General features: G+C 71.8%; 10 protein-coding genes. 2 read left to right on the top strand and 8 right to left on the bottom strand.

Annotation, left to right across the window (positions count from 1 at the left end; all coding sequences use genetic code 11):
• Positions 1-44 precede the first annotated feature (44 nt).
• The 7 genes from typA to ACSJJR_RS06400 form a co-directional block, all read right to left on the bottom strand.
• Positions 45-1,967, bottom strand: a complete 1,923-nt coding sequence (gene typA / locus ACSJJR_RS06430; RefSeq protein WP_435942750.1) for a translational GTPase TypA — start codon at positions 1,965-1,967, stop codon at positions 45-47.
• A gap of 214 nt (positions 1,968-2,181) precedes the next feature.
• Entirely contained in the window at positions 2,182-3,954 is a 1,773-nt protein-coding gene (locus tag ACSJJR_RS06425; RefSeq protein ID WP_435942749.1) for a dipeptide ABC transporter ATP-binding protein, read from the bottom strand.
• Positions 3,951-4,907, bottom strand: a complete 957-nt coding sequence (locus ACSJJR_RS06420) for an ABC transporter permease (RefSeq protein ID WP_435942748.1) — start codon at positions 4,905-4,907, stop codon at positions 3,951-3,953. The genes ACSJJR_RS06425 and ACSJJR_RS06420 overlap by 4 nt, the downstream gene beginning before the upstream one ends.
• Positions 4,900-5,829: an ABC transporter permease gene (locus ACSJJR_RS06415; RefSeq protein ID WP_435942747.1), complete on the bottom strand. Its 930-nt coding sequence runs from the start codon at positions 5,827-5,829 to the stop codon at positions 4,900-4,902. Before ACSJJR_RS06415 ends, ACSJJR_RS06420 begins: the two co-directional genes overlap by 8 nt.
• 154 nt (positions 5,830-5,983) lie before the next feature.
• A complete protein-coding gene (locus tag ACSJJR_RS06410; RefSeq protein ID WP_435942746.1) occupies positions 5,984-7,624 on the bottom strand; it encodes an ABC transporter substrate-binding protein in 1,641 nt (546 codons plus the stop codon).
• Positions 7,625-7,864: 240 nt separating this feature from the next.
• The gene (locus ACSJJR_RS06405) at positions 7,865-8,935 is read right to left on the bottom strand and encodes an LLM class flavin-dependent oxidoreductase (protein ID WP_435942745.1); all 1,071 of its coding nucleotides are present in this window, start codon (positions 8,933-8,935) and stop codon (positions 7,865-7,867) included.
• Positions 8,936-9,059: 124 nt separating this feature from the next.
• Positions 9,060-9,674, bottom strand: a complete 615-nt coding sequence (locus ACSJJR_RS06400) for a biotin transporter BioY (protein ID WP_435942744.1) — start codon at positions 9,672-9,674, stop codon at positions 9,060-9,062.
• A 464-nt stretch (positions 9,675-10,138) separates the two neighbouring features.
• Here ACSJJR_RS06400 and ACSJJR_RS06395 point away from each other — a divergent pair, with 464 nt between their 5' ends.
• Entirely contained in the window at positions 10,139-10,672 is a 534-nt protein-coding gene (locus ACSJJR_RS06395) for an NUDIX domain-containing protein (RefSeq protein WP_435942743.1), read from the top strand.
• Positions 10,673-10,718: 46 nt separating this feature from the next.
• On the opposite strand, the gene ACSJJR_RS06390 is transcribed toward ACSJJR_RS06395, so the two are convergent.
• On the bottom strand, positions 10,719-11,669 hold the full coding sequence (locus ACSJJR_RS06390; protein WP_435942742.1) for a patatin-like phospholipase family protein: 951 nt from the start codon (positions 11,667-11,669) through the stop codon (positions 10,719-10,721).
• Positions 11,670-11,799: 130 nt separating this feature from the next.
• On the opposite strand from ACSJJR_RS06390, the gene ACSJJR_RS06385 reads away from it, so the two are divergent.
• Positions 11,800-12,966 (top strand): NADH:flavin oxidoreductase/NADH oxidase, encoded by a 1,167-nt coding sequence (locus tag ACSJJR_RS06385; RefSeq protein ID WP_435942741.1) that lies wholly within the window; start codon positions 11,800-11,802, stop codon positions 12,964-12,966.
• Positions 12,967-12,987 lie beyond the last annotated feature (21 nt).

Here is a 12,987-nt window from a genome sequence, read left to right as displayed (position 1 = left end):
GGCGCTCCTGGGCAGGGTCGTGGTGGAGGTCCGCTGCGGGCCGGTCAGGCCTCGGAACGACGACGACGGGCCGCGTCCTTGAAGCGCTCCTGCGTGTCGAGGATGATCTTGCGGATGCGCACCGCCTCAGGGGTGACCTCGACGCACTCGTCCTCGGCGGCGAACTCCAGGCTCTCCTCCAGGGTGAGACGGCGCGGCGGGGTGAGGGCCTCGAAGGAGTCCGCGGTGGACGAGCGCATGTTCGTCTGCTGCTTCTCACGCACGACGTTGACGTCCATGTCCTCGTTGCGGGGGTTCTCTCCGACGACCTGCCCCTCGTAGGTCTCCTGCGTCGGCTCGACGAAGAAGGTGCCACGGTCCTGCAGGCGCACGAGCGCGTAGGCGGTGACGGCTCCCGCACGGTCGGAGACGAGCGAACCGGTGGTGCGCGAGATGATCTGCCCCGCCCAGGGCTCGTAGCCCTCCGCGATGGAGGAGGCGATGCCCGTGCCACGGGTCTCGGTGAGGAACTGGGTGCGCAGGCCGATGGTCCCGCGCGCCGGGATGAGGAACTCCATGCGGATCCACCCCGTGCCGTGGTTGGTCATGGTCTCCATGCGGCCCTTGCGCGCGGCCATGAGCTGGGTGACGGCGCCCAGGTGCTCCTCCGGCACGTCGATCGTCATGCGCTCGACGGGCTCATGACGCTTGCCGTCGATCATCTTGGTGACGACCTGCGGCTTGCCGACGGTGAGCTCAAAGCCCTCGCGGCGCATCTGCTCAACGAGGATCGCCAGGGCCAGCTCCCCACGTCCCTGGACCTCCCAGGCGTCGGGGCGGTCGGTCGGCAGCACCCGCAGGGACACGTTGCCGACGAGCTCACGGTCCAGGCGGTCCTTGACCTGGCGGGCCGTGACCTTGGCGCCCTTGGTGCGCCCGGCCATCGGGGAGGTGTTGATGCCGATCGTCATCGAGATGGCGGGGTCGTCCACGGTGATGAGAGGCAGCGGGCGCGGGTCCTCGGGGTCCACGAGGGACTCGCCGATGGTGATGTCCTCGATGCCGGCGACGGCGACGATGTCACCGGCGTGCGCCTCCTGGGCGGGAACGCGGTCCAGGCCCTCGGTGACGAGCAGCTCAGAGACGCGGGCGCTGGACATGGTGCCGTCATGGCGCGCCCAGGCAACGGTCTGGCCCTTGCGCAGGGTGCCGTTGTGGATGCGCAGCAGCGCCAGACGCCCCAGGAAGGGGGAGGCGTCGAGGTTGGTCACGTGCGCCTGGAGCGGGGCTCCCTCGTCGTAGGACGGGCCGGGGATGCGCTCGATGATGGTGCGGAACAAGGGCTCGAGGTCCGTGTTGGCGGGCAGCTCGCCGTCGGCCGGCTGGACGGTGTCGGCACGGCGGGCCTTGGCGGAGGCGTAGACGACGGGCACGTCGAGGACGGCGTCGAGATCGATGTCGGGGTGCTCGTCTGCCAGGTCGGAGGCGAGGGCGAGCAGCAGGTCCGTGGTCTCCTCGACCACCTCGCTGATGCGCGAGTCGGGGCGGTCCACCTTGTTGACGACGACGATAACCGGCAGGCTCGCGGCCAGGGCCTTGCGCAGGACGAAGCGCGTCTGGGGCAGCGGTCCCTCGGAGGCGTCCACGAGCAGGACGACTCCGTCAACCATCGACAGGCCGCGCTCGACCTCACCGCCGAAGTCGGCGTGGCCGGGGGTGTCGATGACGTTGATGGTCAGGCCCTCGGGCAGCCCGGCGGCTACCGCGGCTGGCCCCGCGTAGTGCACGGCCGTGTTCTTGGCGAGGATGGTGATGCCCTTCTCGCGCTCGAGCTCTCCGGAGTCCATGACACGCTCGGCCGTGTTCTCCTGGGTGGCGCGGGTGCCGAAGGCCCCTGCCTCCCAGAGCATCGCGTCGACGAGGGTGGTCTTGCCGTGATCGACGTGGGCGACGATGGCGACGTTGCGCAGGTCCTGGCGCACGGTCATATGGGGCTCTTCCTCCATCCGGGAGGCGCGCCCAGGGTCGGTCGGCGCGCCTGGGGACCGGTGTCCGCAGGCGACGGGCACACCGTCGCCAGGGTACGGGGCTGGCTCAGGGCCTCGCCATGACGGAAACGACACCTCCCTTGTGCCCCCTCTCACGCCTTCGTGCCGCCCCTGCGCGGGGCGGCCCGACGGCGTGGAGAGGGCCCGTGAGGGCTCAGGCGCCGAACAAGGGGATGGAGGCTCCCGGGACGGCGTTGATGAGCTCTCGCGTGTACTCCTGCTGCGGGTGATCGAAGAGCTCGTCGGAGGGCCCGGACTCCACGACCCGCCCGTGCTCCATGACGACGACGTCGTCCGCGATCTGGCGGACCACGGCGAGGTCGTGGGTGATGAAGAGGTAGGTCAGGCCCAGCTCGGCCTGCAGGTCCGTCAGCAGGCGCAGCACCTGCGCCTGGACGAGGACGTCGAGGGCCGAGACCGCCTCGTCCAGCACGATGATCTCGGGCCTGAGGGCCAGGGCTCGGGCGATGGCGACGCGCTGGCGCTGGCCGCCGGAGAGCTCGTTGGGGTAACGGCGCATGACCGAGCGCGGCAGGGACACGAGGTCCAGCAGCTCAGCCACCCGCTTCTCGCGCTCCTGCCGGGTGCCGACTCGGTGCACCCGCAGCGGCTCCTCGATGACCCGGAAGATCGAGTACATGGGGTCGAGAGAGCCGTAGGGGTTCTGGAAGACCGGCTGCATGATGCGGCGCAGCGCGAAGAGCTCCTTGTCACCCAGCGTGGACAGGTCAACCCCGTTGTGGAGGACCCTGCCCGAGGTGGGGTCCAGGAGGTTGAGGATGATGTTGGCAACCGTGGACTTGCCGGAGCCGGACTCCCCCACGAGCGCCGTCGTGGTGCCACGGCGCACCCCGAAGGTGACGTCGTCCACGGCCTTGAGGGTCTTGGCCTCCCCCTTGGCACCGCGGATGTTGAAGATCTTCGTCAGGTGCTCGGTGCGCAGGACCTCATCGACGTCGTCGGGGATCTCGTGCACACCGAGCTCGTCCTCGCTCACCTGGATACCGGCGGCGTGAGCTGTCTGGATGCGGCGCGAGGCCAGTGACGGGGCCGCCTGGACCAGGCGCTGGGTGTAGGGGTGACGGGGGTCCTGAAGGACCTCGACGGAGGGACCGGACTCGACCACGCGGCCGCGGTGCATGACGACGATGTGCTCGGCGCGCTCGGCGGCCAGGCCCAGGTCGTGCGTGATGAACAGCATGGCGGTGCCCAGGCGGTGGATCTGCTCGCCGAGGTGGTCGAGGATCCGGCGCTGGACGGTGACGTCCAGGGCGCTGGTGGGCTCGTCGGCGATGAGCAGCTTGGGGCGGGCGGCCAGGCCGATGGCGATGAGGGCACGCTGGCGCATGCCGCCGGAGAACTCATGGGGGTACTGGCGGGCGCGACGTGCGGCGTCGGGCAGCCCCGCCTCCTCCAGCAGGAGCGCGACCTGCTCGTCAACGCCGATGCGCGCGCCGGCCGAGACCTCGTCGCCCTTCTCGGCAGCGGCCAGGGCGGCCAGGCGGTCGTCGGCGACACCGGCAAGGCCGTTGGCCTTGAGGGCCTCCTTGACCTGGAACCCGATGGACCACACGGGGTTGAGGTTGCTCATCGGGTCCTGGGGGACCAGGCCGATCTCGCTGCCGCGCAGGGCCTGGTACTCGCGGGCGCCGGCGTGGGTGATGTCCTTGCCGTTGAAGGTGATGGTGCCGCCGGTGACCCGCCCGGTGCCGGGCAGCAGGCCGATGACCGCGGAGGCCAGGGTGGACTTGCCGGAGCCGGACTCACCGACGATGGCGACGGACTGTCCCGGGTAGAGCGTGAGGTTGGCCTTGCGCACGGCGGGCACGAGCCCGGTGGAGGAGCGGAAGGCGACCTCGAGGTCGCGGACCTCAAGGAGGGCGGAGGTGTCCGCTCCTGCGGTGGTGGGGGTGTTCGCGGTAGTCACTTGCGGGCCTTCGGGTCGAGGGCGTCGCGCACGGCGTCACCCATCATGATGAATCCCAGGACGGTCAGCGCCAGGGCCCCGGCCGGGTACAGGAGGACGGAGATGTGGTCGCGCAGCGCGGCCTGCGCGGAGGCGATGTCCGCCCCCCAGGAGACCATCGAGGGCGGCAGGCCGACGCCGAGGAAGGACAGGGTCGCCTCGGAGACGATGAAGGCGCCGAGCTGGACGGTCGCGGTGACGATGATGGGGGCCGCGGCGTTGGGCAGGACATGGCGCACGAGGATCGCGATCCGGCCCGATCCCAGTGAGCGCGAGGCGGTGACGAAGTCCTCGTTCTTGACGCTCATGACGGCACCGCGGGTGATGCGGGCGATCTGGGGCCAGCCGAAGACCGCGAGCACCAGCACGACGGTGGCGATGGAGGAACGGCCCTTGAACATCTGCATGACGACGATGGCGGCCAGCACGAAGGGCACCGCGAAGAAGATGTCGGTGAAGCGGGCGAGCAGCGCGTCCAGCCAGCCGCCGAAGAAGCCGGCGAGGGACCCGATGACGGCGCCGATGAGCACGACGATAAGCGTGGTGAGCACGCCGACGGTGACCGAGGCACGGGCACCGTGGATGGTGCGCGAGAAGATGTCACAGCCCTGCCGGTCGAAGCCGAAGGGGTGGCCGGACGCGGCGGGCCCGTAGGAGTCGCGCAGCTGGCAGAAGGTCGGGTCCACGCGGGTGAATAGCCCCGGGGCGGCGGCCAGCAGGAGGGCGCCGACGATGAGGACGGCGGAGACCCAGAAGATCGGGCGGCGGCGCAGCTGCTTCCAGGCCTCCCCCCACATGGAGGAGGGGGCGGACTCGTCGGAGACGGCGTCGACGGCGCCCAGGCCCTGCTCGTCGATCTCGGCGACGAAGCGCTCCTGGCCGGGGCGGGCGAGGGTGTGCTGGTTGTCAGGCATAGCGGATCCTCGGGTCGAGAGCGGCGTAGAGCAGGTCCACGACGAGGTTGGAGATGATGAACACGAGGATGAGGACGGTCGTGAAGGACACGACGGTGGGGCCCTCACCCTGGAGGATGGCGCGGTAGAGGGTGCCGCCGACGCCGCTGATATTGAAGATGCCCTCGGTGACGATGGCCCCGCCCATGAGGGCGCCGAGGTCCGCGCCGAGGAAGGTGATGACGGGCACGAGAGAGTTGCGCAGGACGTGGACCACCATGACGCGCGTGCCGGACAGCCCCTTGGCACGGGCCGTGCGCACGTAGTCGGCGGAGAGGTTCTCAGCGACCTCGGTGCGCGTCAGGCGCAGCACGTAGGCGAAGGAGACCGCGCCGAGCACGAGGGCCGGCATGAGCAGCTCCTTGAGGCCCGGGCTCGTGCCGGCGGTGACCGGCAGCCACCCCAGGCGCACGCCGATGAAGAACTGCAGCAGGAAGCCGATGACGAAGGTCGGCACCGCGATGACGACGAGGGAGAGCACGAGGGCGGTGGCGTCGAACCAGCGGCCCTTGCGCACGCCGGCGATGAAGCCGACCGTGATGCCGGCGACGGCCTCGAAGGTCAGGGCCATGAGGGCGAGCTTGATGGTCACCGGGTAGGCGCCGGCCAGGACCTCAGCGATGGGGCGCGAGCCGCGCAGGGTGGTGCCCAGGTCGAGGGTGAACACGCCCTTGAGGTACAGCAGGTACTGCACGAGGAAGGGCTTGTCGAGGTTGTAGCTGGCACGGATCTGCTCCTGCACGGCGGGGCTCAGCGCACGCTCGCCTCCGAGGGCGGCGACGGGGTCCCCGGGAAGAGCGAAGACCATCGCGTAGATCAGGAGGGTGGCCCCGAAGAAGACGGGGATCATCTGCAGCAGCCTGCGTCCGGCGTAGCGGACCATCGGCGTCTCCTTTGGGTGGGTCGGGAGTGGGACGGGCAGGTCGGGCTGGTCCCGACGTGCGCCGGGCCCGCACCTCGCAGGGTACGGGCCCGGTGCACGGTGAAGGGTGGGACCGTCCGGCCGTCAGGGCCTGAGAGACGGTCTCACGTGAGCGTCAGAACTCGGCGATGGCGTTGGCCTGGTCCCACAGGCTCTTGGCCTCGGCCTCGTCGAAGGTGAGGACCTCGTTGCCCTCGACATCGTCCGTCCAGCCGGCGATCACCGGGGAGGTGAAGTCGGAGGCCGGGGTGCGGGTGCCGAAGTACAGCGTGTCGCAGATCTCCTTGCGGTTGATGGCGCGCGAGAGGGCGGCGCGGCGCAGGCGGCCCTCCTCGTCCATCTTGAAGTGCTCGGACTCGCAGTCGATGGCGAAGAGCTGGACGACGGCGCCCGGCTGGTTGATCGCACGCTGGCCGAGCTCCTCGGTGAAGGAGGACAGGGCGGAGTCCGGCAGGGCGTCGATGACGTCGAGGGCGTCCGCGAGAAGGTCGTTGTAGGCGGAGTCGTAGTCCGTGTACATCGTGAAGGTGATGCCCTCGTTGGCGACGGTGCGCCCGCCCTTGTAGTCGGCGTTCTTGGACAGGACGATCTCGGTGTCGTGCGTCCAGCTGTCCACCTTGTAGGGGCCGTTTCCGATCGGGGCCTGGCCGAAGGCCTCCATGTCCGCGAAGGCGGCCTCGGGCAGCGGCGCGAAGGCGGAGTAGCCCAGGCGGAGCTTGAAGTCGGAGGCGGGGGCGGTGAGCTTGATCGTGAAGGTGAGGTCGTCGATCTTGGTCAGGCCGGTGAGCTCGGAGTCCTTGTCGTAGGAGAAGCCCTCGATGACCTCGTAGAAGTAGCTCGACAGGTGGGCGTTGGACAGCAGGGCGCCGTAGTTCCACGCCTTGATGAAGGAGTCGGCGGTGACGGGGGTGCCGTCGGTGAAGGTCCAGCCGGACTTGATCTTGACGGTGTAGGTCTGGTTGTCCTCGGTCTCGATGGACTCGGCGACCTCGTTGACGACCGTGCCGTCGGTCTCGAAGCGCACGAGGTTGGCGAAGACGAGGTCAACGATGCGCCCGCCACCGACCTCGTTGGTGTTGGAGGGGATGAGGGCGTTCTGCGGCTCGGTGTCGTTGGCGGTGATGATGCCGTTGGGGGCGGTGGTCTTGATCGCGTGGTACTCGGGCACGGACCGCCAGTTGAAGACGACGTTGGAGACGTTGTTGGAGTGTCCGCCGAAGCCGTTCTGGTACCACAGCGGGACCGCGGGCAGGTCCTTGAGGAGGATGGACTGCGCCTTGAGGTAGAGCGCGAGGGCGGCGTCGTCGGTCTTGGCGGCGGCGGCCTCGTCGAGGACCTCATCGAACTCGCTGTTGGAGTAGCGCGAGTCGTTGGCGCCGGCGCCGGTCTGGTAGCAGGCGCCGAGGAAGTTGGCCATCGAGGGGTAGTCGGCCTGCCAGCCGGTGCGGAAGGCGCCGACGAGGGTGTGGTCCGTGATCTGGGCGCGCATCTCGGAGAACTGGGCGAAGGGCAGCGGCTCCATGGTGACGCCCAGCGTGTTGGACACGGAGTTGCACACGGCCTCGACCCAGGCCTTGTGCGGGCCGTCGGAGTTGTAGGCGAGGGTGAGCTTGCCGGCGGTGGAGGCGGCCTGGCCGGAGCCCTCGGAGGAGCCGGAGCCGGAGGAGCTCGAACCGCAGGAGGCGAGCAGAAGGGCCGTGATGCCTGCGGCACCGAGGCCGCCGAACATGCGGCGAGAGATCTGTGTAGTGGTCATGGGGACCTCCGATGGGGTGGGATGGCGCCTGGCCGGTGGGTCACGCGCCAGCCTCGGCGGGGTGCGCAAGGCTGTTGTCGAGGTTATATACACCGTGGACCGTATGAGAATACACGGGCACGGCCAAGGGGGCGACCAGAGCCGTCACCTCGGTTGAGAGCACGAATGCACGTTCAGGACGATAGCGAGGCCGCTCAGCTCCCGCAGCGCCTGACGCATGATGATGCATCGTGAGAGTGATCACGTCCCCCAGGCGCCGGCCAGCAGCTCGTAGGAGCGGCGCCGGGCGCGGGCGTCGTGCGCGTGGCTGAGCACGAGCACCTCGTCCAGGCCCCAGCGCTCGGCCAGCGCCCGTAGCCGGGCGGCGACGTCGGGGGGCGTGCCCACGAAGGACAGTGCCATGACCTGCTCGACGGCGTCCTGCCGGCCCGGGGCCAGGTCGCGCCAGGCCTCGAGGTCCTTGCTGGGAGGGTCCAGCGGGGCGGGGCAGCCCCCGACGACCCGCGCTGCGGCGGCCATCGCCGTCGTGAACAGGTGCTGCGCCTGCGCCTCGGTGGGGGCGACCAGGACGTTGACGACCGCGGCCACGCGGGGGCGGGCCTCGGGCGAGGTGGGGGCGGAGGCGTCGAAGACGGAGCGGTAGGTGACGACGGCAGCCTCCGCCTGGGCGGGGGCAAAGTGCGAGGCGACGGCGAAGGGCAGCCCGAGGGCGCCGGCCACGCGGGCGCCGTTGACGGAGGAGCCCAGCACCCAGGTCTGAGGGTCGGTGCCCTCCCCCGGTACGGCACGCACCCGGCACACGGGGGCCGCGGGCGAGCCACCACCGGGCAGGAGGGAGCCCGGGACGGCGGCGGCGAGGCCGTCGGGCACCTGCCCGAGGTAGGCCAGGGTCTCTAGGACCTCCTGGGCGAAGGAGCGGGGGTCCGCCGCGCGGCGGCGCAGGGCGGAGGCGGTGAGCGGGTCGGTGCCGGGGGCCCGCCCCAGACCCAGGCCGACGCGGCCGGGATAGAGCTCGGCCAGGGTGCCCACGTGCTCAGCCACCACGAGCGGGGCGTGGTTGGGAAGCATGATGCCGCCCGAGGCGACGCCGATGCGCTCGGTGGACGCCAGCACCTGCCCCATGAGGACGGTGGTGGCGGCAGCGAGGTAGGTGGTCGAGCCGTGGTGCTCGGCGATCCAGTAGCGGTGGTAGCCGCTGGCCTCGGCGGTGTGGGCGAGCTCGATCATCTCGGCCAGCGCCTGGGCCCGGCTGCGTCCGGCGCTGACGGGGACGAGGTCGAGGACGGACAGGACCGGGGCGCTGGAGGGCATGTGCCTCAGGCTAGGCCACCGAGGGGCGGTGACGGTGGGACGCGGCGGCCTGCCGCCCGGGCAGCGCCCGAGGGCACCGCACCGCGCAGCAGGCCGCCGCACAGGGAGGGGAGGGGGAACGTTGTCACAGAGCCTGGCGGCGGGCGGGCAGGAGCGAGGCCAGCAGCGACTTGAGCACGTCGCCAACGACGAAGGGCGCCAGCCCCATCGCGATGACCGCGCCCAGCGGGGCGCCGGTGGCCACGGCGAGCCAGATCAGGCCAGGCACGTACACGAGCGCGGAGGCCAGGAGCATGAGGCCCAGGCGGCGGGGCCAGGAGGTGGCGCGCGCGGCCCGCCCGGCGAGGGCCGCCACCAGCGCGTAGCCGATGACGTAGCCGAAGGACGCCGTGACACCGCTCGTGAAGCCCTGGAGCACCGGAAGTCCCAGGGCCGCGGCCGCGGCCAGCAGCAGGGCGGAGGTCGCACCGCGCCGCGAGCCGAGGACGGCGCCGACCCCGAGGACGGCCAGCGTGCCCAGCGTGACCGGGACGGGTGTGAAGGGCAGCGGCACCCGCAGCTGGCCGACGAGGGCGATGGCGCCGGTGCCGGCGATGACGAGCAGGCTCTCGCGGGCGAGCACGCCCAGGAGGGAGGCGGAGGTGGCGCGCGCCGTCGGGACGGCGCTGACAGCGGCCCCGGCCGCACCCGCCGCACGCAGGCGGGACTGGGAGGAGGATCGGTTCTCGTTCAGCGACATGCGACAACCGTAGACCTCCACACGCCTCGGGACATCCCACGACGACGTCGGCGACATGAGCCAATGCTTGTAGGATTACCACAAGAGCGCTCTGGCGGATGCCGCCCGCGGCCCACCCGGCCGCGCCGCTGACGGTGACGGTGGACGGTGAGGGCGCCACGGTCGGTGGCGGTGGCTGCGGCGGTGGTGGCCAGGGCGACGGAACCCAGCAGGACTCCACGCCGGCGCAGCAGCGGCCCACCGGGCACGCGGGCGGGCACGTGTGAGGTGCTGGGGGTGGCGGTTGCCGAGGCGGGCAGACGGTGCGAGCGGGTCATGGCAGCTCCTAGCGTGTTGGTGACGGCGCTGCGGCGTCCGGGGCCGTGCGGGCGCCGCACCACGAGCCTGTGCGGCCGCGCTCTCAGCCGGGCATGAGCGCGCTGTGGCCGGCCTGTGAGCGCCTGCGCCGCCGGTAGCGTGTGGCTGTGCCCCTGCCTCGCTTCGCCCTCGTCCCCGCCGCCTACGTCCTGCTCCTGCGCGAGCCCCCCGGCGCCGGGCCTGACGCCCTGCCTGAGGTCCTGCTCCAGCTGCGCCTGGGCACCGGCTACATGGACGGCTACTGGGCCTGCGGTGCCGCCGGCCACGTGGAGGCCGGCGAGTCCGTCCTCGACGCGGCGGTGCGTGAGGCCCGCGAGGAGCTGGGGGTCGGCGTCGAGGCGGCGGCGCTGGATCCTCTGACGGTCACGCACCGTACGAACGACCTCGGCGCAGACCCCATCGAGCAGCGCGTCGACTGGTTCTTCGCCCTGTGGCGCTGGCAGGGCGAGCCCACCCGGGCGGAGGCGGCGCGCAGCGCGGGGCTCGCCTGGTACCCGCTCGACGCCCTGCCCAGCCGGGTCCCTCCGCACGAGCGGCAGGTCATGGACCTGCTGGCCGCGCAGCTGCGCGGAGGGCCGCGGGTGCCCGCGGTGACGGTCTTCGGCTTCGACGGGGGGCGTCCCGAGGGGCCGCGCGGCTGACGGCGCGCGTGGCGGGCCGCGGCCCGGCTCGCCCGCGCCGGCCGGCTCACAGGCCCAGGAACTCCAGGATCCGCGGCAGCTCGCGGCGCGCCTGCACCAGCCCCGCCTCGTAGGCGCCCGAGACGCGGTCGTAGCGCAGCTCGCCGTTCTCGATGGGCATGCGCTCGGGCCGGTAGAGGTAGACGCGTCCCGCCCGCTGCTCCTCCTCGAGCCGTTCCACCGTCCGGTTGTAGCTGTCCGGGCGCTCGATGATGCCCTGTGCCACCGCCGGCATCCGGCGGAACAGGTGCCGGTAGGCCGCGGCGCGCCTCTCCGGCGGTTTGCGGTAGCCCGCCGGCCGGGTGGAGACCACGAGCATGCGCTCGTAGCCGTCGGCGAGCGCCGCGTCCGTCGCGAAGCCGCCGGTCGGCCCCAGGGCGCCGTCGAGGTAGGGCACGCCGTCGATGTGGACAACCGGCATGAGCAGCGGCATCGAGGAGGAGGCCTGGCAGCGCGCCGTGAGGTCCGTCAGCTGTGCCATGTCCTCCAGCCCCCAGTAGACCTCCTCACCGGTGTCGCAACGGAAGGCGCCGATGCGCACCGTGGAGGTCGAGGCGGCGAAGGCGGGCCAGTCGAAGGGGATGCGCTCGTCTGGCAGCGAGGTGTGCTGGTAGATGTGCTCGGAGTTGAAGTAGCCCTGCCCGCGGGCGAAGGAGGACCAGCCACCGGCCTCGGGGTCAGCAGGCAGGCCGACGAAGGCCTCGCGGGTGCGCCACAGGTCCCGCGAGACCATGTTGACGGTGTTGGTCGAGCCGGCGGAGATGCCCCCTACCCAGGGGAAGGCGAGGCCCGCCTCGAGCATGACCTGCACGAGCGCGGCTGTGTAGGTGCCGCGCATGCCCCCTCCCTCGAAGACGAGGGCGACGCCGTCAACCTCGGTGGTGACGGGGGCGGGGGCGTGGCCGGCTAGGCCGTAGCGGACAGGACGGGAGCGGAGCGAGGGGCCGGAGGTGGTCATCGCACGCAGGCTATCGGGGCCGGGGCGCCCGGGGTCACTGAGGCCTGCCCCACACGGTGCGCTCACCGCCCGGATCCCCTGCCGCCCGGCCCTTGCCGCACGCGGGGGCACCTGACGTAGCGTCGGTCACATGAGCACAACCGCACGGACCTCCACACGGACCTCAGCGAGCACGCCCCTTGTGCTCCAGCCCCTGACCATGCGCCGGGTGACGGCGCGCAACCGCCTGTGGCTGCCGCCCATGTGCATGTACAGCGCCGACGACGGCGTGGTCACCGACTGGCACCTGCTGCACTACGCGACCCGCGCCCAGGGCGGCTTCGGAACGGTCGTCGTGGAGGCGACGGCGGTGGCGCCGGGCGGCCGCCTGTCCCCCAAGGACCTCGGGCTGTGGCAGGACACCCAGGTGGAGGGTCACCGGCGCCTCGTCGACGCCATCCACGCCGGTGGCGCGCTCGCCGGGATCCAGCTCGGTCACGGGGGCCGCAAGGCCGGCACCCCGCCGTGGCGGCCGACGGCGGCCGAGGACGGCGCCGGGGCACGCACCAGCACCCTGGAGGGCTGGGACCTGGTGGGGCCCTCGGCCATCGCCTACCCGGGGCACGCCGTGCCGCGGGCCCTGAGCACCGCGCAGGCCTACGAGGTGGTGGAGGCCTTCGCGGCGGCTGCCCGGCGGGCTGTCGCCGCCGGTTACGACCTCATCGAGCTGCACGGGGCGCACGGCTACCTCATCCACGAGTTCCTCTCGCCCCTGTCGAACACGCGTGATGACGAGTTCGGCGGCTCGGTCACGGGACGCCGCCACTTCGCCCTGGAGACAGTGCGGGCCGTGCGCGAGGCGCTCGGCGCGGGGCCCGAGGGCCGGGTGCTGGGTATCCGTCTGTCGGCGACCGACTGGGTGGAGGGCGGTCTGACCGGCGAGGACACGGCCGTTCTGGCGCCCGAGCTCGTCGAGGCGGGGGTGGATGTCCTGCACGTCTCCACGGCTGGCAACGTCCCGGCGCACCTGCCCAGCGGTCCGGGCTACCAGGTGCGTTTCGCGGCGCAGGTGAGGGCGGCCGTGGCGGGGATGACGACGCCGGGCGGCACCGCCCCGGTGGTGGTCGCCGTCGGACGCATTGAGAACGGGGCGCAGGCGGAGCAGGTGCTCATGACGGGGCAGGCTGACGCCGTGGCGGTGGGCCGTTACGCGCTGCGCGACCCGTACGCGCCGCTGCGCTGGGCCCACGAGCTGGGTGTGGACGGCTGGCAGGAGGCGGGCTTCCCCGAGCAGTACTGGCGCGGCACCTGGCACTGAGCCGGCGGGCGCGCCGGCACG

This window comes from Actinomyces sp. W5033, assembly GCF_051303165.1.
Note: the sequence above shows the minus strand (reverse complement) of the source record. Positions and strands in the feature narration are given on the sequence as shown.

Coding starts and splice junctions, on each gene's coding strand:
- ACSJJR_RS06400 (WP_435942744.1), bottom strand. CDS start 9,674: ATGTCGCTGAACGAGAACCGATCCTCCTCCCAGTCCCGCCTGCGTGCG.
- ACSJJR_RS06420 (WP_435942748.1), bottom strand. CDS start 4,907: ATGCCTGACAACCAGCACACCCTCGCCCGCCCCGGCCAGGAGCGCTTC.
- ACSJJR_RS06390 (WP_435942742.1), bottom strand. CDS start 11,669: ATGACCACCTCCGGCCCCTCGCTCCGCTCCCGTCCTGTCCGCTACGGC.
- ACSJJR_RS06405 (WP_435942745.1), bottom strand. CDS start 8,935: ATGCCCTCCAGCGCCCCGGTCCTGTCCGTCCTCGACCTCGTCCCCGTC.
- ACSJJR_RS06385 (WP_435942741.1), top strand. CDS start 11,800: ATGAGCACAACCGCACGGACCTCCACACGGACCTCAGCGAGCACGCCC.
- ACSJJR_RS06410 (WP_435942746.1), bottom strand. CDS start 7,624: ATGACCACTACACAGATCTCTCGCCGCATGTTCGGCGGCCTCGGTGCC.
- typA (WP_435942750.1), bottom strand. CDS start 1,967: ATGACCGTGCGCCAGGACCTGCGCAACGTCGCCATCGTCGCCCACGTC.
- ACSJJR_RS06415 (WP_435942747.1), bottom strand. CDS start 5,829: ATGGTCCGCTACGCCGGACGCAGGCTGCTGCAGATGATCCCCGTCTTC.